The sequence below is a fragment of the Cohnella hashimotonis genome (assembly GCF_030014955.1).
GTDB lineage: Bacteria > Bacillota > Bacilli > Paenibacillales > Paenibacillaceae > Cohnella > Cohnella hashimotonis.
Genome location: NZ_JAGRPV010000001.1, coordinates 5,319,932 through 5,344,616, shown reverse-complemented (window position 1 = coordinate 5,344,616; position 24,685 = coordinate 5,319,932). Strand labels below are relative to the sequence as shown.

Sequence of the window (24,685 nt, the reverse complement as noted above, 5' to 3'; positions counted from 1 at the left end):
TGACTCTACAAAAAAGGATTTTTAGAGATCGGTCTTGAATTAGTTATTCCATCATCTTCCGTTAGAAAGGAGAGACGTTTGTGGAGCTGAAGCCGGATCAAGTATTGTATATTTGCAAAGGTGACACCGAAATCGCAGACGTCTTTACCCTTCTTTTGGAGCAAAATCGGACCCTGCTTGAACAGAATCAAAAGTTAGAAAGGCGCGTACACGAGCTTGAACGACAGCTCGGACAAAACAGTCAAAACAGCAGCAAGCCGCCTTCCAGCGACGGCTTTCGCAAACCGAAAAATTCCCGGGTCGCAGGTGGTAAAAAAGGCGCGCCTAAAGGTCACGACGGTCATACGCTTCGCTTTGCGGAATGCCCGGATGAAATCATCGTCTACACGCTCGAAGTTTGTTCCTGTTGCCAGACTGCCCTTCAGAGCGTTCCGGCTTTGGCTCATGAAGCACGGCAGGTGTTTGACCTGCCGGCTCCCCGCGTCGTCGTGACCGAACACCGGTCTGAGCATAAAATCTGTCCAAGCTGCGGTGTCAAAGCCCGAGCACCTTTTCCCGAAGGCGTCCACGCCCGGACCCAATACGGAGCCAGCTTCTCTGCCTGGACGACGTATCTGAGCGTGTACCAACTGTTGCCGTTGGAGCGAATCGCCCAATGCTACGAGGATCTGTGCGGTTGTCGTCCCAGCGAAGCGACGCTGCTCGCCCAGCTTGGTAAGGCTGCAAGCGCGCTGGAAGCGACCGAAATTCAAATCCGAGAGCAGGTACGAAAGCTCCCGGTCCTCCATGCGGACGAAACCGGGCTGCGCGTCGGCAAACAGATTAAGTGGATGCATGTGGCCTCCGATTCGCAGTGGACCTTTTTGCAGATCCATGAGAGCCGAGGGAGCCGAGGTATGGACGAAGCGGGCGTGCTACCTCACTTTACTGGCGTGCTGGTGCATGACAGCTACGCATCGTATTTCAAGACCCACTACGACTTTGAACATGCGCTGTGCGGAGCGCACTTGCTTCGCGAATGCCAAGGCATTGTGGAACACGACAAGCACGAGTGGGCCAAGCAGATGCATACGTTTTTGCACGAAGCCTGGAAAGCAGCCAAAGCGAGTCGCAACGCGCAGCAGCCCCTGACAGCGGATGGGCTTGACCAGTGGAAAGACCGCTATGACGCCATACTAAAAAGCGGCGAAGCGGAGTGGGCCCAGGACGCGCTTCGTGAAAAAACCGGACCTCGCGGACGAAAAATGGGTAGCAAAGCGAGCAATCTTGGTAAGCGAATGAACACGCAAAAACCGGCCATCCTCCGGTTTCTTTCCGATGCAAGGGTTCCGTTTGACAACAACCAGGCAGAACGGGACATTCGAATGACCAAAGTAAAGCACAAAATTTCGGGTTGCTTTCGTACCGAGCAAGGAGCGAAACAATTTGCTCGGCTGCGCTCCGTCATTTCGACCCTGATGAAACAGGGCAAGCCGATCCTCGATTCGTTGACCTACGCGTTGCGCTACCGCACCTCGCTGGTGGAGTGCTAAGTAGTAACCGCTTTTGCATCTATCCGGTCCAACAGGGACTACATAGGCCGAAAAAGATGTATATTCGCAGGAATTACGGCGCAAGAACGACGCGGGCCACGATCGGCCAAACCAGACGGTCAGTCAAACCAGACGGTCGACCAAACCAAACGATCGACCAAACCAGACGATCGGCGCAAACCAGACGAACGGGTGTCTGACGTGCCATCGGTAGGCGTTCCGCGCGATTCCAGTTTTACTATCCACCCAACCTAAAGGATCCCGACAGAGCGAGCTTCCTCAGACGTTTTTTTAGTTAGGCTGTTATCCCAGCCGTCACGGATTCGTCAGTCAGCAAGGGGAGCTAGCGTGGGGAGCAACGATCGCTATAACAGCCACTAAAGCAGTCGCTAAGGAACGAACTCAAGCCTTCTCTTGAATCGGGTCGCTGACGAGGCCTTCCTCGCTTAGCTCGCTGCCGGTTTTGACGCGCTCCATATCGCGCCCGAGCCGCTTCAGATCGTCGAAGTCCTGCACCATCGAGCCGTTCATCGCTTCTTCAACCGGGCGGGTCTCGATCGGGCCTGAGGGCCGGCTGTCTTCGTCAGGCCGATAAACCGCATTCGCACGTTCCGTCTTGTCGGGCTGGAGAGCGGCGCCCTCAGCGACAAACTCCCTTGCGTCAGGTTGTTTGGAATCGTTCATCTCAATCGCCCCTTTACGACTATTTGCACAGACAAAAGCCAATCCCGAGCGGGGCTCGGGGTTGGCTTTTGGAAGTTATTCAGTTCGGCTTCGTCGATTCCTGAAGGGAACCGGTGATGTCGTCCTTGGCGGTATTCATGCCGTCCTTCGCGTTCGACAGCGCCGATTTGGTCTGGCTGATCATATCCGAAGCGGATTGGCCGACCTTGGAGGCCAGCTCCTGGGTCTTGGTTCCGGCCGTTGAAGCCCATTCCTTGGATTTATCCATGGATTTGCTGTATGCGTTCATCAGATCCTGACGCGTCTCTTTGCCCGGTTTAGGAGCCAGAAGCAACGCTGCCGCTGCGCCAACTACGCCGCCGATAACAACACCTTTAACCATTCCTGCCATGTGAATTCCTCCTTGTAATGGCTTCGCCATTTTGTTATATGTGTTATCGTCCTGCATGAGCATTTTTACCCTAGTGAGTAGACGCTGAATCAAAGCGGACTTTCCGCAAGGCGTGCTTTAGACTACAATAGGTAGCAGACGATTAAAGAGGGCGAGGACGTTCATGGAATCACAAGAATACGGCGGCAGCCTGTCTTCGTACAGCTGGGGCCGCAGCGAATCCGAGCGGGACAGAAGGCCCTGGGGCCGGATCGATTTGATTCTGATCGGGATTCTGATGCTCGTCTCGGCGTGGCTGTCGCTTCACGACCTGGGCAATCGGCACGCGCCCCAGACCTTCTGGCGACCCGACGTATCTGGCGAAGGCTTCGTGGCAGACTTCGGGGAGACGCGACAGGTCGGCCGCGTCAGTCTGTACGAGGGACCGGGAGCAGCGGGGGAGACGCAGATCGAATCGTCCTCCGACGGCGTCAACTGGTCGCCTTATCTAACGGTCGAGCACAAGACAGGACGGGTGTTCACCTGGATGGCGGAGGACAAACCCGTCAGCGCGAGATATATGAAATTTACGGCCAAGCGGACAGGGTACAGTCTTTACGAGGCCGGCTTTTTCGAGGCGGATACGAAGGCGCGGATCGCGATCTCGAGCATCGAGCCTGCCGGCGCCAAGGGAGAGACCTCGGCGGGCGGCGGCGAGCAAGTATTCGATGAGCAGGATGAGGCGCCTTACCGCCCGGACTATCGCAACAGCATGTATTTCGACGAGATTTATCACGGCCGCACCGCTTATGAATTTATCCATGAAATTCAGCCTTACGAATGGACGCATCCGCCGCTCGGCAAGTGGCTGCTCACTTTCGGCATCCGCCTGTTCGACATGACGCCGTACGGATGGAGATTCATGGCGGCCGTATTCGGCACGCTGATGGTGCCGGTGTTCTACGCCGCCGCCAGGGCGATGTTCCGCAGCACGAGGTACGCGTTCATCGCGGCGCTGCTGCTCGTGCTGGAGGGCTTCCATCTCGTCCATTCGCGGATGGCCAACGTCGATATATTCGGCGTGACCTTCACGATTCTGATGTACACGTTTATGTACAAGTACGGCGAGAAAAAATGGGAAAGCGGCGGCTTCGGCCGAAGCTTCGGCTATCTGGCGCTATCCGGCATCTTTTTCGGGTGCGCGGCGGCGGTGAAGTGGAACTACATGTACGGAGGTGCCGGCCTTGCCGTCCTGCTGTTCCTGGCGCTTTTCAGACGCTGGCGAGAGTCCCGCTGGGAATACGGCAACGCTTATTTTAAAAAGCTGATTCTGACGCTGCTTTCCTGCGTGATTTTGTTCGTAGTCGTGCCTGCCGGGATTTATGCGGCTTCGTACATCCCGTATGAAAAAGCGACCAAGGCGGACGACGGGCTGAAGGATCTTCCGCGGTACCAAAAGGATATTTACAATTATCATAAGGGCGTCAAGGAAAAACATCCGTACTCGTCCAAATGGTATACGTGGCCGGAGATGCTGCGTCCAGTCTGGTACTACGGCGGCAAGGATCTGGCGAAGGGGGATGCGCAGAGCATTGCGGCCATCGGCAATCCGTTGATCTGGTGGGGCGGCCTGGCGGCCATGCTGCTGTCCTGGTGGCTGGGCGTGCGCAACAGGGACAAGGCCGTGCTGACGATTGCTGTCATGTATCTGTCTTTCTACGTGCCCTGGATGGTATCGCCGCGCAGCATCACTTTCCTGTACCACTACTTCCCGATGGTGCCGCTGCTCATCCTGTCCATCGTGTGGATGCTCCGCTGGCTGGAGCAGCGGTGGTACTACGGCAGGACCTTCACCGTGCTCGTCGTCGCCGGAGCCGCCGTACTGTTCGTCTGGTTCTATCCCGTTCTGACCGGCATGACCATCAGCCGCGAGTGGATGAACTTCGGCATACGCTGGCTGCCGAGCTGGGGATTCTGATCGATATTCGTCCTGAAGTTCAGGCAAGTTGAGGAGGAAGGCTGCATGGCTGCTGTGGTGACGCTGTCCGTCGTCGTCCCGATGTACAATGAGGAAGAGGTCATTGAGACCACTTATGGGAAATTGACCGAGGTGCTGGAGGCAACGGGCGAGAGCTACGAGCTCGTGTTCGTCAATGACGGCAGCAGGGATAGGACGGCTGCCATCGTGCGCGGGATCTGCGCCCGGGATGCCAGAGTGAAGCTGCTGGACTTCGCCCGCAATTTCGGCCACCAGATCGCCGTGACGGCGGGCATGGATCATGCTTCGGGCCGAGCCGTCGTATTGATCGACGCGGATCTGCAGGACCCCCCGGCACTGATCCCGCAGATGCTTGCGCTATGGCGCGAAGGCTATGACGTCGTCTACGGCAAGCGAATCTCGCGGCAGGGAGAGACCTGGTTCAAAAAGACGACCGCCAAGTGGTTTTATCGCACGCTGGCGGCGTTGACCTCGGTCAATATACCGGTCGATACCGGCGACTTCAGGCTCATGGATCGCAAGGTTTGCGACGCGCTGAGCGGAATGCGCGAACGGAGCCGCTTCATCCGCGGGATGGTGGCATGGGCGGGCTTCCGCCAGATCGGTCTCGAGTATGCGCGCGAGGAGCGTTTTGCCGGCGAGACCAAGTACCCGCTGCGCAAGATGGTCCGGCTGTCGCTGGACGCGATTACCTCCTTTTCGACCAAACCGCTCAAGCTGGCAGGCATCCTTGGATTTCTGCTGTCGGCTGCGGGTTTCATTTACCTGATCGTCGTCATCTGCCAACGCATCTTCACCGACACGACGACTGCGGGTTGGACTTCGCTTATCGTCATCAGCCTGTTTTTCCACGGGATCACGCTATCGCTGCTCGGCGTGCTGGGCGAGTATATTGGCCGCATCTACGAGGAGTCCAAGCGCCGCCCGCTCTATCTGGTGGCGGACAAGCTGAACTTCGAGGGAGCGGAGGACGTATCGCGCGCGCCTCAAGCGCTTTCGCCTTACGAGATGCGAAGGTAAATGCGCCGATTTACATAAAAAAGGGACACCGCGCGCCATACGCTGCGGTGTCCCTTTTTTGCCGACTTATTGGGCTTTTTGAATCGCGTCTTCGCCATCGCGCCCCGCCGCCTCGCGCAGCAGCTCGATCATATGGCGTATCGCGGGATCGCGCCATTTTTTGCGGTGAATGACGATCTGGGTATAGAAGGTGATGTCCGGATGCGAAAAGGGAAGCCGGATCAGCCTGCCCTCCTCGAGCTCCCGCACGACCGCGATCCGCGGCAGCAGCCCGATGCCCAGGCCGTAGGACACGCACTGTTTGATCGCTTCGAGGCTGCCGAATTCATGGTGCACGTCGTAAGCGACGCCGTGCTTGCCCAGAAGCTTCTCGAAGGCGTTGCGATATGTGCACGTATGCTCGGTCGCGATATAGGATTGGCCGTTCAAATCATCGGCGCAAATCTGGACGGCTTGCTGCAACCGGTGTCCCGGACTTGCGACGAGCACCAGCTCCTCCTCGCGCAGCTTGATTGCCTCGATGTCCTCTTCCTGGATCGGCTGGTCGAGCACGATGCCGAGGTCGATATCGCCGGCCTTGATCAATTGCAGAATCTGGGTCTCCGTGATCGGATGCACCTGAAGATTGATCTCGGGGTAGACGCGGCGGTATTGATGGAAGACCGGAGGCAGGAAGTAGGAGAAAAGCGATTCGATCGTACCGATGTCCAGGTGTCCCTTGGCGGGTCTGGAGATCAAGTGCTTGGAGCTCTCGTACAACGCCAGGATTTGCTCGAACGTATCGCGCAGTTGCTCGCCGGCCGAGGTCAGACGCATCGATCTGCCGAATCGCTCGAACAGGATTACGCCGTATTCCTGCTCTAACTTCTGAATGTGAGTCGTGACGCTGGATTGTACATAGCCCAGGTTCTCCGCCGCCTTGGTGAAGCTGTGGCAGCGCGCAACCTCGATGAACGACCGGATATAAATAAAGTCCACATTTGCCACCACCTGTCTGAGGGCGGATCATTGCCTGCGGAGCAAGCCGAGCAGCATCAGCGCCAGCCAGTGGGCCGAAGCCTTCGGGCGGGGGCGCTTAATCTCGTGCGGATGTCGTTCGAATGCCCATCGCCGCTCGAATTCTTTGATCTCGTTATCCCATATTTTATAAGCAGTGCGGTCCTGGATCAACAACTAAATCGCCCCCTCGGCCGTTTGTTGAGGAATATCTTATCATCCTCTCAAGACCGGGGGTTATCGAGCGATTTGCATGCCGAGTATCGATATTATCGATGGAAACGCCATCATTGGAATGGTGGCGACGTGCACGGGACGGCTGGAGTCGGGGACAGGGAAGCAGGGCAGGGCAGGGCAGGGCAGGGCAGGGCAGAGCAGAGCAGAGCAGGGCAGAGCAGCAGGGCAGGGCAGGGCAGGGCAGGGCAGGGCAGGGCAGGGCAGGGCAGAGCAGAGCAGGGCAGAGCAGCAGGGCAGGGCAGAGCAGCAGGGCAGGGCAGCAGGTCTGGGCAGGTCTAGGCAGCTAGTAAAAGGGAACAACGGGGCAAATCAGAGCAAGACAGGCAAGACAGGCAAGACAGGCAAGACAGGCAAGACAGGCAAGACAGGCAAGACAGACAAGACAGGCAAATCTAGTCAGGATCGCAACGTATCGGTCCGATAGCCCGTCGGCGTCGCGCCGAAAGCGCGTCTGAACTGCTTGGAGAAATATAAGGCGTCTTGAAAGCCGACGGAAGAGGCCACCTGCTCGACCGTCAGCTCGGGCCGCTCCCGCAGGAGACGCTTGCCGCGGTCGATTCGGATGCGCGTCAGAAAAGCGATCGGCGTGACGCCGGTATGACGCTTGAACAAGCGGGACAGATAAGCTCGATTGTAGCCGAGCGTCTCCGCCATCGCCTCGATCGACACCGGCTCGGCGAACTGGGTGGCCAGATAGCCGATCACCTGGCGGACGAGCTCTTCGCCGTGCGTGTCGGCCATCGGCAGTTGCTCGGCGCGTTCCGCACCGGCCATCATTAAGGAGGCGAGCAAGAGATGAAGCAGACCCGCGGCTTCCAGCGACGCCGACGCGCTTCGCGCGCGAAAAGAATCGTAGATCTCGCGGCATCGCTCTGCGGGCACCGGCGAGTCGCCGGTGTCGACGACGAGGCGCTCCGAACCCAGGCCGGCCTCGGCCAGCAGTTGCTCCGCCCGGTCTCCGGCGAAGGCGACCCAGCGGTAGCGCCATGGATCGTCCGCATCCGATTCGTAGCTGAACAGGCGCTTGGGCCGAATCAGGAAAGTGTGGCCGGGGCCGAGCTCGTGAGTGCGGCCTTCGGTCTCGAATGTGCCGTGTCCGGAAATCACATGATGCAGCAAATAATAGTCGACGACCTTCGGTCCGACGCGATGCAGGGGCCGGGTCTGGCTCTCGCCGGCGAACAGCGCGGCAAGTCCTTGCGGCAGCGTCGGCGCGGGGTTGGAGGCTACGCGGTAATCGGGCGTATGGGTCATGGGGATCCGGTCTCCTTGTCGTGCCTTGTTATGCTTCACTCCGCGATTGTACCGCACGAAGTCACATTTCTCCATAGAGACCGCATTTCAAGCCATTTCCCGATCGCGCCTTCCGGCGTTATACTGTTAGTAAATCGCAGCCCTAATTCAGGAGGAATCCCATCATGCCTCATTATCCGACGCTTCGCGAACAATTCATCACCCGCCTCGGCGAGGGCGAGTCCGACATCCACATCTTCGCTGCGCCGGGCCGCGTGAACCTGATCGGCGAGCATACCGACTACAACGGCGGCGCTGTCTTCCCGGCTGCGCTGACGTTCGGCACGACGCTGCTGATCCGGCCTCGCGAGGACCGTCAGCTGCACCTGGCGTCCACGAACTTCCCGCAGTCGCGGCTTGTCCCTGCAGACGATCTCGTCTTTAACGAAGAGGACGACTGGACCAACTATCCGAAGGGCGTCGTCTGGGAGCTCGCTCAGCGAGGCATCTCGCTGTCGCGGGGCTATGATATCCTCTATCATGGCGAGATTCCGAACGGCGCGGGGTTGTCTTCGTCGGCTTCGATCGAGGTGGTCACGGCGTTCGCGCTGCTGACGCTGGAAGGCCGCGAGACGGACACGGTCCAAATCGCGCTGTGGTCGCAGCATGCGGAAAATGAGTTCGTCGGCGTAAAGTGCGGCATCATGGATCAATTCGCGGTCGCCAACGGGCGCAAAGACCATGCCATTCTACTCGACTGCGACACTTTGAAATATGAGCTCGTTCCTTTCGAGTCCGGCGACTACAAGCTCGTCATCGGCAATACGAATAAACGCCGCGGACTTGTGGACTCCGCGTACAATGAACGGCGCGCGCAATGCGAGACGGCGGTCGGCGAGCTGCGGGCGGCATTCCCCGAGCTGACGCTGCTGGGACAGCTCACGCTCGCCCAGTTCAACGAGCAAGCGCATCTGATCGCTGACGATATCGTCAGAAAGCGCGCGCGCCACGTCGTGGAGGAGATCGACCGCGTCGGCCGCTCGGTTGAAGTGCTGCGCCAGGGCGATCTGGCCGCTTTTGGGCAGCTGATGAACGCTTCGCACGACTCGCTGCGCGATCTTTACGAGGTGACGGGCGCGGAGCTGGACGCGATGGTGGCTGCGGCCCGCGAGGTGCCGGGCGTGCTCGGCTCCCGCATGACGGGCGCCGGCTTCGGCGGCTGCACGATCTCGCTCGTGCATAAGGATGCAACTGAGCGTTTTATCGCCGAGGTCGGCGAAAAGTACAAGGCGGAGACGGGATTGACGGCGGATTTTTACGTATGCGACATCGGCGACGGCGTGCACGAGATCAAGGAGGCGAACTGACATGGCGGTATTGGTGACGGGCGGAGCGGGGTACATCGGCTCCCATACGGTAGCGGCGCTGCTGGACAAGGGCGAAGAGGTCGTGGTGCTGGACAATTTGTACCAAGGACACAAAGAAGCGCTGCTTGGCGGAAAACTTTACGAGGGCGACCTGCGAGACGAAGCGGTGCTGGACCGGATTTTCTCCGAAAATGATATCGACGGCGTCATCCACTTCGCGGCCAACTCGCTGGTCGGCGAGAGCATGACGAATCCGGGAAAATACTACCATAACAACGTATACGGAACGCTCGTGCTACTGGAGGCGATGAAGAAGGCCGGCGTCTCCCGCATTGTATTCTCCTCGACGGCGGCGACGTACGGCGAGCCGGAGAAGGTGCCGATCGACGAGTACGACCGCACCAAGCCGACCAACGCTTATGGCGAGACGAAGCTGGCCATGGAGAAGATGATCTCCTGGTTCGACGTCGCGCACGGCATCAAAAACGTCTCGCTCCGCTACTTCAACGCGGCGGGCGCGCACGAGAGCGGCAAGATCGGCGAGGACCATACCCCCGAGTCTCACCTGCTCCCGCTTGTGCTCCAGGTCGCGCTTGGACAGCGCGAGTTCATCTCGGTGTTCGGCGACGATTATCCGACAGAGGACGGCACTTGCATTCGCGACTATATCCATGTCAGCGATCTGGCGGACGCGCACATCCGCGCCCTGGAACGGCTGCGCGGCGGCGGCGAGAGCGCGATCTATAACTTGGGCAACGGAACGGGCTTCTCCGTCAAGCAGGTGATCGACGTTTCCCGCGAGGTGACCGGCCATGAGATTCCCGCTAGAATCGTGCCGCGTCGCTCGGGAGATCCCGCGGTGCTGATCGCCTCCTCGGAGCGGGCACGCACGGAGCTCGGATGGACGCCGAAGTTCGCCGATTTGCGCCCGATCGTCGAGAGCGCCTGGGCCTGGCATTCGGCGCATCCGAACGGGTACGGCAAATAAATCGGCCGGCGGCGCGTGGCGGGAGGAGATTGAATGCAGATCGAATGCAGATCGAATGCAGATCGAATGCAGATCGAATGCAGATCGAATGCAGATCGAATGCAGATCGAATCTCGCTTAGCCTCAAAGCGCCTGGCAGCATGGGAAGCTATTGCAGACGAAGGGATGACGAGAAATGAGCAACAAGGGCGACGCCGCGGAAGCGAGCGGCATGACGGAGGCGCGGAGGGACGAGGTCGGCACGTCGATCCGCAGATTGGTGCGCTTCGCGCTTCAGAGCGGCATTATCGGCGAGCTCGACGAGGACTACGCGCACAACACGCTGCTTGATTTGTTCGGGTTGGCTGGACCGGCGGGCGGACCGCTGACGGAAGAGACGCTGGACAGCCCGGTGCCCGTGCTGGAGCCGCTCCTGGACGCCGCTGCCGCGCTCGGCCTGATCCCCGACGACACGACGACGCAGCGGGATCTGTTCGACGCCCGGATCATGGGGCTGCTGATGCCCCGTCCTTCCGAGACTTCGGCGACGTTCGACCGGCTGTCGGCTGTGGACGGCGTGCGCGCGGCTACGGATTGGTTTTACAGGTTGAACATCGACTCCAACTATATCCGGATGGACAGGATCTCGAAGAACGGCTATTGGCTGCACCCGACGGACGACGGTGAGCTGGAGATTACAATTAACCTGTCCAAGCCGGAAAAGGATCCGCGGGAAATTGCGCTGCTGCGCAGCCTGCCGCAGACCAAAGCCGAATACCCGAAGTGCCTGCTCTGCCGCGAAAATGTAGGCTATGCAGGCAGGCTCGATCATCCGGCGCGGCAAAACCTGCGTATACTTCCGCTGACGCTGCGGGGCGAACGGTGGTTTTTCCAATACTCGCCTTACGTGTACTACAACGAGCACAGCATTATCCTGCGGGGCGAGCACGTGCCGATGCGGATCGTGCCCGAGACGTTCGAGCGGCTGCTCGACTTCGTGGACGCGTACCCACATTATTTCGTCGGCTCGAATGCGGACCTGCCGATCGTGGGCGGCTCGATCCTGAACCACGATCACTTCCAGGGCGGCAGGCATGTGTTCCCGATGGAAAAGGCGGGCGTAGCGGCGTGGGCGACGCACGGCGCAGAGCGATCGGTACGCGGAGGTATCGTACAGTGGCCGATGTCCGCATTGAGGCTTCGCAGCAAGGACAGGGCGGCGCTGCTGCGCACGGCCAACCGGGTGCTGGCCGATTGGCGGGCTTATAGCGATCCGTCCGCCGAAGTGCGAGCGGCGAGCGGCGACGTTCCGCACAACACGATTACGCCGATCGCAAGGCTCGCGGAGGGCGGCGAATACGAGCTCGATCTCGTGCTACGCAACAATCGCACGAGCGACGAGCACCCGGACGGCATTTTTCACCCGCACCGGGAGCTGCATCATATCAAGAAGGAAAACATCGGCCTGATCGAAGTGATGGGCCTAGCGGTGCTGCCGGGACGTCTCGACGCGGAGCTGTCGCAGATCGCGTCGCTGCTGACGGGCGAGACTGCTTACGATCCGGCGGCGATTGGCAGCGGGCAGAGCGAGGCACCGCATCCGCTCGCGAAGCACGCGGACTGGATCGCGGAGCTTGTCGTCGCGCACGGCACGGCGATGGCGCAGAACGCCGCGCGGGCCGCGCTGCAGGCGGCCGTGGGCGACAAGTTCCACGCCGTGCTGCGCGACGCCGGCGTGTTCAAGCAGGACGCCGCGGGCCGGGCTGCGTTCGGCCGGTTTCTGGCGGCCGCGGGCTTCGAGACCGGCGGCGCCGAGTAGGCTGTATGCGGCTGCGAGCATAGCAAAAACGCCTTTGTTGCCTGGCGGCAACAAAGGCGTTTTTGTTGTGGAGCGGCGGGTGTTCGGCTAGTGCTGATTGGCCCATGCATCGCAGCGATAGCGGCACGGATTGCCGCTAAGGGGCCGAAGCAGCGGCGAATTGGAGCGATAGTGGCACGGATTGCCGCTAAGGGGCCGAAGCAGCGGCGAATTGGAGCGATAGTGGCACGGATTGCCGCTAAGGGGCCGAAGCAGCGGCGAGTTGAAGCGATAGCGGCATGAATTGCCGCTAAGCGACCCAAGCAGCGGCGTAATGAAGCGATAGCGGCACGGATTGCCGCTAAGCGACCCAAGCAGCGGCGTAATGAAGCGATAGCGGCACGGATTGCCGCTAAGAACCGGAGCAGCGGCGAATTGGAGCGATAGCGGCATGAATTGCCGCTAAGCGACCCAAGTAGCGGCGTAATGAAGCGATAGCGGCACGGATTGCCGCTAAGCGGCCGAAGCAGCGGCGAATTGGAGCGATAGTGGCACGGATTGCCGCTAATCGGCCCACACCGCAGCGCACGAACCGGCTCCTATTAACCCCGCAGCTTGCCCAGCTCCGACACGAGCGCTTCGACCTCGCTGATGCTGAACCGGTCCTTGGAAGCGACCATATCGTAAATATCCTTAAGGTCCTCGTAGCGATCGGCGTTGAAGTGCGACGCCTGCATCGCAGCCCCCGAGGCCATCCGGAGCTTCGTCTTGATCGCTTCGATCATATATTCTACGTTCTCCTGTGTCGGCTTGTTAAGATCCATTCGCGCAGCATCCTCTCTCGATATAAGCTCAACCCATTGTATCACAGCGCAGCCCGCTTCGCGCTGGCATAACCGGTCGGCGCATGATACGCTGTAACCTGAACAAGCCATCCTCGAAAGGAGCGGGAAGATGACCGCGAACCGCGTCCCAGGGCCTTCGCCCTTGTTTTTTGCCGCATCCGGCGAGCAAGAGCTCGAGCGTTTTTTTAGAAGCGCCCTCGAACGGAATCCCGGCATGCCGATCCTATTCCTCTGCATCGGCACGGACCGTTCCACCGGCGACAGCCTCGGTCCGCTGGTCGGCACGATGCTGGAGGAGCGCGGCGTTAGCGGCGTGATCGGGACGCTGAGAGAGCCGTGCGACGCGGACAGGCTGGGACGCGAAGCTTCCGCGCTGCCTGCGGATGCCGTGGTGATCGCAATCGACGCATGCCTGGGCCGGCCGGAGAACGTCGGCAGATTCCTGCTTGCAGAAGGATCGCTCCAGCCGGCAAGGTCGGTGGGCGGAGCGCTGCCGCCAGTCGGAGACTATAGCGTAGCGGCCGTCGTGGGCGAATTCGGTCCCAAGCCGTATATTACGCTGCAGACGACTTCTCTTTACGCCGTGATGGAGATGGCGAAGCGGATCGCCGATGCCGCAGCCGCCGCGCTTGCGGCCGTTCGCCCGCAAGCGTTCGGCGCGCGCGAAGCCGTGCCGGCAGATGCGGCATTTGAGTTTGAGAACGACGGTTCGTTAAAATAAATAAAAAACCGCGGAAGGATGTGCACGATATGGCTCGCAACCGATTGACATTAAAAAACGGTCTGGAAGTCTCGTATTTGGACGAGGGACAAGGCGTCCCCTTGCTGCTGCTCCACGGCTACTGCGGCAGCGCAGGTTACTGGGACGACGTGCTGCCCCTGCTGTCGGCGCATGCGCGGGTCATAGCTCCCGATGCGCGCGGCCACGGTGAGTCCGCGGCGACCGAAGGGACGTACACGATGGAACAGCTTGCGGACGATGCCGCGCAGCTGCTGGACGCCTTGGATATCGGACAAGCGTTCGTGCTGGGCCATTCCATGGGAGGCTATACGGCGCTGGCGCTGGCCGAGCGCGCGGGTGACAGGCTGCTGGGTCTGGGCTTGCTGCATTCCACGACTTTTCCGGATGACGACAACGGCAAGGCGAACCGGGAAAAGGTGGCGGCGCGCATCTCCCGGGAGGGCATGCAGGGACATATTCGCGATCTCGTTCCGAAGCTGTTTGCCGCGGATAACCTGGCGCCGCTACAAGCGCAGGTCGAACGTGCGCTGACGATCGGCTTTGGCACTTCCGCGGAAGGCGGCATCGGAGCGGCTCTCGGCATGAAGGAGCGTCCCGACAGGCGCGGAGTGCTCGAAGCGCTCGAGTCGCCGATTCTGCTTCTCGCTGGCGAGTCCGACAACGTGATCGGGCCGGACAAGCGATTCCCGGTCGACGGACCTGGGGTGACGCTTCGTTTGCTCGAGGGCGCGGGGCATATGGGCATGATGGAGCAGCCGACAGCCTTCGCAGAAGCGATTCTGGCATTCGTTGCCGAAGCGAAGCGGGGCGAAGCCGATGTTTGACCGCGATTATTTCATGCGCATGATCAATCAGATGTCCGTCGCCTTCGGTGCGCTGATGGGACTCAAGCAGCAAGGCAAGCACGAGGAAGCGCTGCTGTTGATCGACGAATTCATGAGCAAAGAATTGCGGATGCGGGCGAGGCTCGCGCTCGGACTGTCGGATGCGGATCTGATCGCGATGTTCGGCGGCGGGGGGCGCTCGGATGCCGAGGCGATCGGCGCGATCGGCGCCTTTTTGCAGGAGGAGGGCGACATCCTGGCCGACATGGGGCGCGAAGCGGAGAGCTTGCAGCGACTGGAAAAGGCACTGCGCCTGATCGGCTACGTGCTGCGCACGCACGGTCCGGTCGAAGGACTCGACCTGGAGCGGCGAATGGAGCGGCTTGTCGACGGACCGGCGCGCCTGGACGGCTCCGCGCAGACGCTGCGAGCCGCCTGGGAATGGCAGGAGCATGACGGCCGTTATGCGGATGCGGAAAACAGCTTGTACGATCTTTTCGACGTCGGCGATGCCGGCACGGATGAAGGATTGCTTTTCTATGAGCGGCTTCAGGCGTTGGGCGACGAGGAGCTTGGGCGCGGCGGTCTTTCGCGCGACGAGCTGCGCGAAGGCGTCCGTCAATGGAACAATCTGACGAAGGAGTCGGCTTCATGAGCGCGGAAACGATAACGGAAGAATTGAATGACCTCGTCCGGGGAGCGATCGAAGAGGGCAAGCTGATTCAGGCGACCGTCAGCCAGCCCCGCAGCAAGTCGGAGGAGACGCGCAAGATCGCCGTCCGCCCCGTCCTACTGAAGGGCGAGCTGCGCTATCAGTTCGAACGGTTCGCCGGCGCGAAGGCGCTGCATCAGAACCTGGCGCCCGGCGAAGCGGCCGCCGAGCTGCTGCGTCTCGTCGAACGCGATTACCGGCAGGCGCTGCTGAAGACGCCCGACAACGACATACAAATTCTCGTCAACAAAAAGGGCAAAGCCGTTATTCTCCGCAGCGCGCCGACAGCCAAAGCGGCTGAAACCGGGGGCGTCCTTGAGTCAACGCCTTCGCACAACCGGACCAAAACGTATGTGCTTCCCGAGGGCGAGCCGGTGCCTTTCCTAGAAGCGCTCGGCGTCATGACGCCCGAGGGACGGGTGATCAAGGCGAAATACGATAAGTATAGGCAGATCAACCGGTTTCTCGAGATGGTATCCGATGTCATTTCCCATTTGCCGACGGACAGGGAGCTAACTATCGTCGACTTCGGCTGCGGCAAATCTTATTTGACGTTCGCGCTGTACCATTTGCTTGCGATCAAGGAACGTCTGCCCGTACGGATTATCGGACTCGATCTGAAGGCCGACGTCATCGCGGACTGCTCGAAGCTGGCCGACCGGCTGGGCTGGGACCGCCTGCGGTTCGCGGTAGGCGATATCGCCGATTATGCCGACACCGACCGGGTAGACATGGTCGTGACGCTGCATGCCTGCGATACGGCGACAGACGCGGCGCTGCTCAAGGCAGTGGGCTGGCAGGCTTCGGTTATCTTGTCGGTGCCTTGCTGCCAGCACGAGCTGATGCGCCAGATCGAGCAACCGCTGCTTAAGCCGCTGCTGCGGCACGGCATTTTGAAGGAACGGTTCTCCGCGCTCGTCACCGATGCGGTGCGGGCACAGCTGCTTGAGGTATCTGGCTACAAGGTGCAAATGCTGGAATTTATCGATTTGGAGCATACGCCCAAAAATCTGCTGATCCGGGCCGTGCGCAGCGGTTCGCCTGTGTCCCCTCAGACTTTGCGGGATTACGAAAAGTTTCGGGATTTTTTATCCATTTCGCCTTATATGGAAAATAATATGGAATTAAAAGCGGAAACGAAATAAATTAAAAATGTTATATTTACAAAGTTTGCCATTCGTCTTGTCGGCAAAATCCCGGCTATGTTAGAATAAATCAATTGCCCCGGGTTAAAGGGTTAGTCTTTCCATGAAAAGGTGAGCCGATTGGAATTTCTACGGCCAGACTTTCTGTTATTCGTTTGTCTGTTTGTGCTGCTCGGCCTTTTCATTGCCTTGAATCCGATTTCCAGAACGCACAAGGTTTATCTGGCCTTTCATTTTATCATGATGCTCTGGCCGCTAGGACAGGTCGGCGTGCGCTCCACGGACATCCCCTCCTACCAGCATTTCTATTTGACCGTATCTTTTGTCGCGCTGAGTTTGCTGGGGCCCGGCTGGCTCGCGTTCGTACTGTTCCTCACGAGGCGCACGCATTATTTGCGAAGGCCGCCCCGTATGCTTGCTTTTCTCATGCCTGCGTTTCTCTGCGCGGCGTCAGCGATCGTCAATCCGTTCAGCCAATTCCTGAAGCCGGAGAACGGACAATACGGCGATCGTGAATACGGTCCGCTTTTTTGGATTATGACCTTCGTTCAATTCGCCTATTTCTTTATCGCGCTGCTTCATATGTTCAACGCTCATCGGACGGTGCGTTCGCTCAACGAGCGCAAGCAACTGGCGACATCCTTGCTCGGCATGTTCGTGCTCACGGTGTTCGCGGTGCTCGATCTGCTGTTCAACGTCGTGCTGTCGCCTTGGCTTGGTGTGGTTCAAGGCCTCACCTCGGCCGGCATCGTCTTGTCGGACATCTGCTTCGTCATCGCCATCTACCGGTATGGCGTATTCGATCTAGTCGATACAGCCAAACACAAAATTTACGAGCAGGTGGAAACGGGAATTATCGTCATCGACGAAGGCTGCAAGGTGTTGGACTTTAACCGCAGCGCCGTCGGCTTTGCGCAGCCCGTAAAGGGGGAAACCTTCGATCTGGAGCGCTTCCTGATGTCCGGTCAGCCAGCCAACGACGTTAGCGATTTTTTGTTCAAATACAGGCATCATCCCGGAGAAAAAATCCGCACGGAGATTTTGCTGACGAACGGGCATTACAAATCGGTCTCGCTGCAGATCTCGCCGCTGCTGGATCAATTCAAGAGTCTGCAAGGGCGTATCGTCGCCTTCTTCGACGTCACCGAACAACGCAAGCTGATCGACGAGATGAACCAGAAGAACGAGGCGCTTCACGAGCGGAACCTGGAGCTGATCGCGATGCAGGACGAGCTGTACCGCGTCAACAAAAAGCTTGAACAGGCTGCGATTACGGACGGTTTGACCGGCTGTTACAACCGCACCTTTTTCCAGCATTACGTCGAGCACGAAGCCTTTCTCTGCAAGCAGCGAAACGTTCCGTTTTCCATCCTTCTGTTCGATATCGACCACTTTAAACAGATCAACGACCGGTACGGTCATCTCGCCGGCGACGAGGTACTGAGGGCGACTGCCGAAGCCGTGCGCTCGACGCTCAGAAGCTTCGATCTGCTGGCGCGTTACGGCGGCGAGGAGTTCACTGTATTTTTACCGCAGACAAGCCGGGAAGAGGCGCAAAAAGTGGCGGACCGCATTATGTCTTCCGTGCTTCACAACAAGGTTCGGACAGCCGGCGAGACGATATGCGTCACGATTAGCATGGGAATCGTCACGGAAGCGACCGATGAAGAAGCAGCTGCCGGGACGGATGCCGTCGCGAATCCGGATGACATCGGCGATGTATTGCAAACGTTATTTTCTAAGGCGGACGTGGCGCTCTACAAGGCTAAAAACGAAGGACGCAATCGTGTCGTCGTCTCGTAACCCCCATGAGGCATTGAGAAGGAGCGATCGGTAAATGGATAATCGCGGACTCCTGACCGGGCTGGCCGCCGCCGCGCTGGTAAGCGCGGCCGTCGGCGCGGCGGGATTGGCACACCGGTATATGGCTTCGACAGGGCATTATGCATTGTGGGAAGCTGCGGGCTTCGCGCTTGTTTTGTTTCCCGCCTTCGGCTTGCTCGGCAGACGATACGACAGGTTGAAGCAGCGTGCGGACCGCGACAGCTTGACCGGTCTATGGAACCGTGGCTTTGCGCATCGCTGCATCGTGGGCCTCTTGAAGCAAGCGGAGGCGCGCCGCAAGCGCCTGGCAGTCATGCTGATCGATCTGAACGATTTCAAGCTTATTAATGACGGGCTCGGGCATGCCGAGGGAGACAGGGCCATTTCGATGGCAGCGGGCGCACTGGAAGAATCGGCCGTCCGCGGCGAGATCGTTTGCCGTTGGGGCGGCGACGAGTTTTTGCTGTTATGTCCTTATGCCGACCGGCAGGAGGCGGAGTGCCTGAAGCGCGCGATCGACGAACGCATGGAGGGCTTGTCTTTGCACAGCGGGCTCCGCTTGTCCGCATCCTGTGGGTACGCCTTCTATCCGGAAGACGGAACGACGCTGGCGGAGCTGTCGGCTGCGGCGGACCGGCGTCTGTATGACAGCAAACATCTCGCCAAGCTTCAGTCGGAGCCGCACAGGCTCGAAGCGTAACACCGGGACAGTGCCATAGCAACGGCTCAAAGCCACAGCAACGGCTCAAAGCCACAGCAACGGCTCAAAGCCACAGCAACGGCTCAAAGCCACAGCTTAAAGCGCAAAGCCCGCTTATCGTTCATTGCGGCCGTAAAGCTCAAGCCCTATCCAAAGACGGCGATTGTCCGTTGCCCGGAGGAGGGTTATTTCGCATGGGCGAAGGTCCGAGGAGACTATGCTTGCGGCCGGATGGCAAAGCCGCTACGCTAGAGATATGACGCTTAGCGGAGCAGGGGTTTTCCATGATGCATAAAGGTATATTGCGGCTGTCGACCGTGCTTGGCGGCGGCTTGCTCTTCGCTTGCTTTTTAGGCTGGGCCGCATACAGGCAAGGACTCTTCTACGACGCGGATCTGTATGGCGCAGAGGCCGCGCTGATCGTCTTGGCTGCCGGAGCGGTCGCAGCTTCTGCGATTGCAGCCCGACGTGCGCTTCCCTGGTGGGCGCTGGCGCCGCTGGGACTTGCGGCCGCCTACGGCTGCGCATGGCTCGCAGGTCCGGCGTCCGTTAAGGGGACGGCGGACAGCCTGCTGCGATGGTGCGCATACGGCGCGTGGCTGACGCTGGCGGCGATGTTTGCCTCAATGCGCGGCGGCAAAGCGGCAGGGCACGCAGCCTTGCATGCCGCAGGCTTGTACTTCGTATGGGGCGGGCTGGCAGGCTGGTTTGGCTGGATTCGTTATCCGGATATCGTCTACCGGTCGTCGGATGCCGCATTGTCGATGACCGGCGCGAGGTTGGCCGGCTTTCTTCAATATCCCAACGCCTGCGGCGCCGTAGCGGCGTTCTACACGCTCGCGCTGTGGCAGCTGCTCAACCGGCCGGGTCGCGCAGCAAGCGGTTTTGCGGCCGTGTCGCTCGTGCCTGCGTTGACCGCGCTGCTGCTGACCGAGTCTCGCGGCGCCATGCTTGCACTTGCCGCGGCAGGCTTCGTGTCGCTGCTCGCGGCTTTTCGCCGGGAACGTCGGGGCTACGGCCTGGCGGTCGCAGGCATCGCCTCGCTTTGCGCCGCAATCGCCGCCAGATTCGCGTTCGGCGCAATGGAGAACGGGACGCCGGGAGACGGCATCTGGGCGCTGATCGCTACGACGGCGCTATTCGCTTTGACGGCACGGCTGCTGCGGCCGCCCGAGGCTACAAGGGCGTTGAAGGCTCTGGCGCGGCTGCGTCGGCTGCTGACCGGCGTATGGGGCGGCGCGGCTGTATTTGCGATTTGCGCAGCGATCGCTTACCTGCTGCTTGCCTCCGGAGGTGGCTCCGGCGGACGGGCGGAAGGCAACCTGGAGACGGCGGGCGCACGCACGCTATATTATGCGGACGCGCTGCGCATGTTCGCCGACCGCCCGCTGCTGGGCGCAGGAGGAGAAGCCTGGCGCATGCAGGTGGGCTTGTACCAGAGCGGTCCGTATATTGGAAACGAGGTTCATAGCGGCTACCTGGAAGTGCTCATCGACACGGGGGCGATCGGTTTTGCCGCGCTGCTTGCCATGCTGGCCGTCTTTGCGGTTATCCTTTGGCGGCGTGAAGGAGCCGGGCGCGTTTGGGGACCGGCTGCAGTGCTGCTGCTGCACGCAGGCATCGATTTCGATTGGTCCTATGCTTATATCTGGCTGCTGCTGCTCTTCTGGCTGGCGCTGCATTTGTCGCTTCCGGCGCGACAGCCCTCGCCCGTGCGGCCGCTTGCGTCTACGGGCGCCGTTGCCGCGGAGACATTGCGCATCTTCCGCCTCGCCGGTCCGATCCTTCTGCTGCTCGCGGTTGCGATCGCCGCCACGGCGCCGGCCATCCGCTACAAGTCGGCGGCCGGCGCGTACGCAGCGGCGCAAACCGCCCGAGGCGATGCGGCGAAGCTTGCGCTGCTGCTCGATGCTCAGCGGCACAATCCGCCGTGGAACCGTCCGCGTCTCGAAGCTTCGCAGCTGCTGCCGGCGGCCGAGCGGGCCGCATGGCTGCTGGAAGGGCTGCGGTACGAACCGAATTCGCCGACCGTGCATTACGCGCTTGGAATGGCATACGCGGACGCGGGCGCAATTGGGGAAGCGGAGACGCATTTAAAGGAGGCGCTTCGCCTTGCGCGCTTCGACCGCGATTCGCAAAATGCGGTCATCGCCAGATTCGCGAATCTGGCGCAGCAGCTCATGGATGAAGGGGACGACGAAGGCGCCAGGCTTGCGGGGCTCGCTGGCATCGGCTTTTTTGAACGGTACGAAGCGTTGTACGCGCGGCAATATGCCGGCAAGTCCAACCCGTGGTCCGGCACCGAGCTGTTCGTCTCCGCGAAGGTCAACGCTGCGAGATGCGCGATATCGGCCGGCCGCCGCGCAGAAGCGGAGCCATGGCTTCGGGAGGCGCTGCGGGACGGGGACGCGGACTGGCAGAGAGAGGCGCAGGCCTTGCTGTTGCTTGATGACAAAGACAAATAAAACAAGCCCGGCAGCATACGCATCGTTTTCGAAGCGGCGCTGCCGGGCTTTTATCTGCGGGAATGGCCGGGGCTTAACCGCCGAACGCGTCCCGGAACGCCCGGACGAGACGGTCTTGGTCGATCTCCCACAGGCTAGCGATATCGGAGGATACTTCGGCTTCCCACCAATCCGCCAGCTTTTTGCGGTCGCTGCGGTGTTCGTGAATCCACAGCAGATTCAACATGACGCGGCGGACGTACAGTTCCTCCGCTTCCTTCACTTTGGCGTCGGGCACGTATGCCTTGAGCCGCTTGACGGTCCGGTACAATTCGTTGCCGCACGCGCGCCTGATGACCCTGGCGGTAGGCAGTGAGCCGGCGTGCTTGCCCAAGTCGTTTTTCATGCGGAAGCGCTCCTCTCCGCGTTAATCTATGCGGTGGAGGAGCGCGGGGTTACGAGGACTGCCGGTCTTGCGGGCGTCAACGGCGACGATTATTGAACGACGAGATAGCCGACCATCGGGACGCCGTCCTTCGGATCGCTATGCGTCTCGCAGACGATGGCATAGGTGCCGGCTTCCTTGGGCGTAAAGCGGACAACTGTCGTTTTTCCTTTCGTTACGGTAGCCTTGACGCCGAGTCCTTCGATCGTAAAGGGATGCGACTGGCCGTTGACGCCGGTGATGCGCAGTTCGACTGGCTGTCCTTTTTTGACCGGGATCGTGCCCGGATCCCAGCGATACGCCTCGATTTCCTGCCCGCTGTCTGTCGTCGAATTGAATTCGGTCGTTACGATGTAACGGACCTGCACGTCCGTGGGCGGAGGGGCGGAAGCCGCCTGCGTCCGATGCCAACCTGCGTAGGCCGCGCCAAGCACGACGATGGCCAAGGCTGCGATGTACCACTGAATCCTTTTTTTGCTGATAAACATGACTTTGCTCATATCCGTTCGCTCCTCTTCGGCTTTGTCCTATTAAATTTGTATGCGCAGGCCCGTCCCCGCATGACATCGTTTCTACCTGGACCCGGGCCAAGTAGAATCGGGATAGGCGGATATGCTAGAATGGAAAAGGTTCCGGCCCCTACTTATATCGCGTTTGTTCCACGACGCAAATACGATGAAGAGAGCAGGTACATAGGATGGATACGATTCACGAATGGCTTAACCAGTTGCTGCATTGGATTGAAAGTCTCGGTTATTTCGGGATTGTTATCGGCCTCGCCATCGAGGTCATCCCCAGCGAGATCGTGCTCGGCTACGGCGGCTACCTGGTCTGGAAGGGAGACGTCAATTTCTGGGGCGCGGTCGCATGCGGCGTTATCGGGGCGCTGATCCAGCAGTGGATTCTGTATGCAATCGGCCGTTACGGCGGCAGACCGATCGTGGACCGTTACGGCAAATTTCTGCATTTGAAGCCCAAGCATGTCGACAAATCGGAGCAGTGGTTCCAAAAGTACGGGCCGATTATCGTTTTTACCGCGCGGTTCGTGCCCGTTATGCGACAGGTCATCTCTATCCCGGCCGGCATGGCCAGGATGAATCTGGCGTTGTTCAGCGGCTTGACGCTGCTCGCGTCCATTCCATGGTCGATTTTGTTCGTCTGGCTCGGCAAGTCCCTCGGAGACAACTGGGAACAGATCGACGAGAAGGCCGCGCCTTACGTTCGTCCGATTATCCTGATCGCGCTCGCGGCACTTATCGTTTATTTCGTTTATATCTATTTGCGCAAGCGGGGCAAATCCATTTAACGGATTTGCTTTTTTTCGTTCGCATGGTTTTCCTTTTGGCGCAGGGATTGCTACAATAGGATCAAGTTCATTTACGTTGTCGAAACGAGGGATATCGCATGAGCCAACAGCTCGCACACAAGTTTAACCAGGGCATCTCGCCGCGCGCTTTTATGGACGGGATGGAGAAGAACAAAGAAGACTTTAACGCTAATTACGACAGCTTCACATGGCCGGACGCGAAGAGCCAGGAGTTCTTCGAATCGCTTAACAACCGCGACGACCTTCGCGCCATGATCATCACCGCGGATTGGTGCGGCGACGCGCTGCGCAGCGTACCCGTCGTTTTCCGCGCGTTCGAGACCGCAGGCATCCCAACCGAGGTCATGATCATCGAACAGCACTTCGACCTGATCGACCAACATCTGACATTGGGCGGACGCTCGATTCCGATCGTCCTCGTCACGGACACCGGCGGCGCGCTTCTCGGCAAGTGGGGACCTCGCCCGCAGCACGTCCAGGACGTCATGATCGCTTTCAAGGAAGCGAATCCGGACAATCAGGCACCTACTTATCAGGACAATCTGTCCGTCGCGCGCAAAGAGATCGTCAAGCAATACGGCGATGCCTCCGAGTATACGCCTGTCATCCTTTGGGAACTGCAGGACGTGCTCGAACGCGTCTAAGGGAGTTTTGCAGATGCTGACTTTTCAAGCCTTTCCGCTCGGTCCGCTTCAGACCAACGCTTACGTTGTCGTCGACGCGACGCGGACGCGGGCGATCGTGATCGACCCGGGTACCGCCGATCCGGCGCTCCTGCGCAAGGTCGCGGGCCTTCAAGTCGAAGCGATTTTGCTCACGCATGCGCACTTCGACCATATCGGCGGCGTGGACGAGCTTCGTACGAAGTGGGGCTGCCCCGTTTATCTTCATCCGCTGGAGAAGGATTGGCTGACCGATCCGGCCAAGAACGGCTCCGCCCGCTGGAGCGACGTGACGGCGCCGGTCAAGAGCGGTCCTCCCGATCATACGCTTGCGGACGGGCAGAAGCTGCAGTTGATCGGCGAAACGTTCGAGGTGCGCCATACGCCAGGACATTCGCCGGGCAGCGTCAGCTTTGTGTGCGGGGATCTGGTGTTCGCCGGCGACGCGCTGTTTCGCCGCTCCGTCGGACGCACCGATTTGCCCGGCGGCCATCAGGATACGCTCGCGAAGTCCATTCGCGGCAAGCTGTACACGCTCCCGGACGATACGCTCGTATTGCCCGGACACGGCCCCGAGACGACCATCGGAGAAGAAAAACAGGAAAATCCGTACGTTTCCGCGTAGTCTTAAGCGAGATGGTTTCCTGAATTTCCCGGGAAATTGTCGAACAATGGAAAAAAAGGGGTTTACAAGCCCGGCTTTCCTCTGCTATATTGGCGGTACGAAGTTATATGTAAAAGCAACGACTGCGAAGAACGCAGGCGACAGAGAGCTCAGTCTCTCTTGTGCCTGCGTTTTTTTGTTTGCCGTC

At 59.7% G+C, this 24,685-nt stretch carries 26 protein-coding genes; 17 read left to right on the top strand and 9 right to left on the bottom strand.

What is annotated here, in order from left to right:
* Positions 1-80: 80 nt before the first annotated feature.
* Positions 81-1,532, top strand: a complete 1,452-nt coding sequence (gene tnpC / locus KB449_RS21690) for an IS66 family transposase (RefSeq protein WP_282908812.1) — start codon at positions 81-83, stop codon at positions 1,530-1,532.
* Positions 1,533-1,934: 402 nt separating this feature from the next.
* On the opposite strand, the gene KB449_RS21685 is transcribed toward tnpC, so the two are convergent.
* Entirely contained in the window at positions 1,935-2,216 is a 282-nt protein-coding gene (locus tag KB449_RS21685) for a hypothetical protein (protein WP_282910336.1), read from the bottom strand.
* Between the two features lie 79 nt (positions 2,217-2,295).
* Positions 2,296-2,607: a YtxH domain-containing protein gene (locus KB449_RS21680; protein WP_282910335.1), complete on the bottom strand. Its 312-nt coding sequence runs from the start codon at positions 2,605-2,607 to the stop codon at positions 2,296-2,298.
* A gap of 163 nt (positions 2,608-2,770) precedes the next feature.
* Between KB449_RS21680 and KB449_RS21675 the strand changes: the two genes are divergently transcribed.
* Positions 2,771-4,564: a glycosyltransferase family 39 protein gene (locus KB449_RS21675; RefSeq protein ID WP_282910334.1), complete on the top strand. Its 1,794-nt coding sequence runs from the start codon at positions 2,771-2,773 to the stop codon at positions 4,562-4,564.
* A gap of 45 nt (positions 4,565-4,609) precedes the next feature.
* Positions 4,610-5,605: a glycosyltransferase family 2 protein gene (locus tag KB449_RS21670; RefSeq protein ID WP_282910333.1), complete on the top strand. Its 996-nt coding sequence runs from the start codon at positions 4,610-4,612 to the stop codon at positions 5,603-5,605.
* A 66-nt stretch (positions 5,606-5,671) separates the two neighbouring features.
* Here the strand turns inward: KB449_RS21670 and KB449_RS21665 are convergent, their stop codons facing one another.
* Positions 5,672-6,583, bottom strand: a complete 912-nt coding sequence (locus tag KB449_RS21665; protein ID WP_282910332.1) for a LysR family transcriptional regulator — start codon at positions 6,581-6,583, stop codon at positions 5,672-5,674.
* A gap of 27 nt (positions 6,584-6,610) precedes the next feature.
* Positions 6,611-6,778, bottom strand: a complete 168-nt coding sequence (locus tag KB449_RS21660) for a hypothetical protein (RefSeq protein ID WP_282910331.1) — start codon at positions 6,776-6,778, stop codon at positions 6,611-6,613.
* Positions 6,779-6,854: 76 nt separating this feature from the next.
* Here KB449_RS21660 and KB449_RS21655 point away from each other — a divergent pair, with 76 nt between their 5' ends.
* Positions 6,855-7,262, top strand: a complete 408-nt coding sequence (locus tag KB449_RS21655) for a hypothetical protein (RefSeq protein ID WP_282910330.1) — start codon at positions 6,855-6,857, stop codon at positions 7,260-7,262.
* On the opposite strand, the gene KB449_RS21650 is transcribed toward KB449_RS21655, so the two are convergent.
* Positions 7,235-8,092, bottom strand: coding sequence for an AraC family transcriptional regulator (locus tag KB449_RS21650; RefSeq protein ID WP_282910329.1), 858 nt, complete (start codon positions 8,090-8,092; stop codon positions 7,235-7,237). The two genes, KB449_RS21655 and KB449_RS21650, sit on opposite strands and share 28 nt — an antisense overlap.
* Positions 8,093-8,256: 164 nt before the next feature.
* Here KB449_RS21650 and KB449_RS21645 point away from each other — a divergent pair, with 164 nt between their 5' ends.
* From KB449_RS21645 to KB449_RS21635, 3 genes are all read left to right on the top strand, one after another.
* Entirely contained in the window at positions 8,257-9,438 is a 1,182-nt protein-coding gene (locus tag KB449_RS21645; RefSeq protein WP_282910328.1) for a galactokinase, read from the top strand.
* A 1-nt stretch (position 9,439) separates the two neighbouring features.
* Positions 9,440-10,426 (top strand): UDP-glucose 4-epimerase GalE, encoded by a 987-nt coding sequence (gene galE / locus KB449_RS21640; protein WP_282910327.1) that lies wholly within the window; start codon positions 9,440-9,442, stop codon positions 10,424-10,426.
* A gap of 211 nt (positions 10,427-10,637) precedes the next feature.
* Positions 10,638-12,224: a UDP-glucose--hexose-1-phosphate uridylyltransferase gene (locus KB449_RS21635; protein ID WP_282912883.1), complete on the top strand. Its 1,587-nt coding sequence runs from the start codon at positions 10,638-10,640 to the stop codon at positions 12,222-12,224.
* An 87-nt stretch (positions 12,225-12,311) separates the two neighbouring features.
* Here the strand turns inward: KB449_RS21635 and KB449_RS21630 are convergent, their stop codons facing one another.
* Entirely contained in the window at positions 12,312-12,656 is a 345-nt protein-coding gene (locus tag KB449_RS21630) for a hypothetical protein (protein WP_282910326.1), read from the bottom strand.
* Positions 12,657-12,805: 149 nt separating this feature from the next.
* Complete coding sequence (locus KB449_RS21625; protein ID WP_282910325.1) at positions 12,806-13,027, bottom strand: DUF1128 domain-containing protein; 222 nt, start codon at positions 13,025-13,027, stop codon at positions 12,806-12,808.
* A 130-nt stretch (positions 13,028-13,157) separates the two neighbouring features.
* Here KB449_RS21625 and yyaC point away from each other — a divergent pair, with 130 nt between their 5' ends.
* From yyaC to KB449_RS21590, 7 genes are all read left to right on the top strand, one after another.
* Positions 13,158-13,769, top strand: coding sequence for a spore protease YyaC (gene yyaC / locus KB449_RS21620; RefSeq protein ID WP_282910324.1), 612 nt, complete (start codon positions 13,158-13,160; stop codon positions 13,767-13,769).
* 29 nt (positions 13,770-13,798) lie between these two features.
* Complete coding sequence (locus KB449_RS21615; protein WP_282910323.1) at positions 13,799-14,614, top strand: alpha/beta fold hydrolase; 816 nt, start codon at positions 13,799-13,801, stop codon at positions 14,612-14,614.
* A complete protein-coding gene (locus KB449_RS21610) occupies positions 14,607-15,269 on the top strand; it encodes a DUF6483 family protein (RefSeq protein WP_282910322.1) in 663 nt (220 codons plus the stop codon). Before KB449_RS21615 ends, KB449_RS21610 begins: the two co-directional genes overlap by 8 nt.
* Positions 15,266-16,471, top strand: coding sequence for a class I SAM-dependent methyltransferase (locus tag KB449_RS21605; RefSeq protein ID WP_282910321.1), 1,206 nt, complete (start codon positions 15,266-15,268; stop codon positions 16,469-16,471). Before KB449_RS21610 ends, KB449_RS21605 begins: the two co-directional genes overlap by 4 nt.
* 120 nt (positions 16,472-16,591) lie before the next feature.
* Positions 16,592-18,274: a histidine kinase N-terminal 7TM domain-containing diguanylate cyclase gene (locus tag KB449_RS21600; protein WP_282910320.1), complete on the top strand. Its 1,683-nt coding sequence runs from the start codon at positions 16,592-16,594 to the stop codon at positions 18,272-18,274.
* 34 nt (positions 18,275-18,308) lie between these two features.
* Positions 18,309-18,995: a GGDEF domain-containing protein gene (locus KB449_RS21595; RefSeq protein WP_282910319.1), complete on the top strand. Its 687-nt coding sequence runs from the start codon at positions 18,309-18,311 to the stop codon at positions 18,993-18,995.
* Positions 18,996-19,279: 284 nt separating this feature from the next.
* The gene (locus KB449_RS21590) at positions 19,280-21,460 is read left to right on the top strand and encodes an O-antigen ligase family protein (RefSeq protein WP_282910318.1); all 2,181 of its coding nucleotides are present in this window, start codon (positions 19,280-19,282) and stop codon (positions 21,458-21,460) included.
* Positions 21,461-21,533: 73 nt separating this feature from the next.
* Here the strand turns inward: KB449_RS21590 and KB449_RS21585 are convergent, their stop codons facing one another.
* Both KB449_RS21585 and KB449_RS21580 read right to left on the bottom strand, forming a co-directional pair.
* A complete protein-coding gene (locus KB449_RS21585) occupies positions 21,534-21,845 on the bottom strand; it encodes a dehydrogenase (protein WP_282910317.1) in 312 nt (103 codons plus the stop codon).
* 89 nt (positions 21,846-21,934) lie between these two features.
* On the bottom strand, positions 21,935-22,384 hold the full coding sequence (locus tag KB449_RS21580) for a cupredoxin domain-containing protein (protein ID WP_282910316.1): 450 nt from the start codon (positions 22,382-22,384) through the stop codon (positions 21,935-21,937).
* A 197-nt stretch (positions 22,385-22,581) separates the two neighbouring features.
* On the opposite strand from KB449_RS21580, the gene uptA reads away from it, so the two are divergent.
* The 3 genes from uptA (at position 22,582) to KB449_RS21565 (ending at position 24,498) form a co-directional block, all read left to right on the top strand.
* Positions 22,582-23,190: an undecaprenyl phosphate transporter UptA gene (gene uptA, locus KB449_RS21575; protein WP_282910315.1), complete on the top strand. Its 609-nt coding sequence runs from the start codon at positions 22,582-22,584 to the stop codon at positions 23,188-23,190.
* Between the two features lie 98 nt (positions 23,191-23,288).
* Positions 23,289-23,855, top strand: coding sequence for a thioredoxin family protein (locus KB449_RS21570; protein ID WP_282910314.1), 567 nt, complete (start codon positions 23,289-23,291; stop codon positions 23,853-23,855).
* 13 nt (positions 23,856-23,868) lie between these two features.
* Positions 23,869-24,498, top strand: coding sequence for an MBL fold metallo-hydrolase (locus KB449_RS21565; protein WP_282910313.1), 630 nt, complete (start codon positions 23,869-23,871; stop codon positions 24,496-24,498).
* The last annotated feature ends 187 nt before the right edge of the window (positions 24,499-24,685 follow it).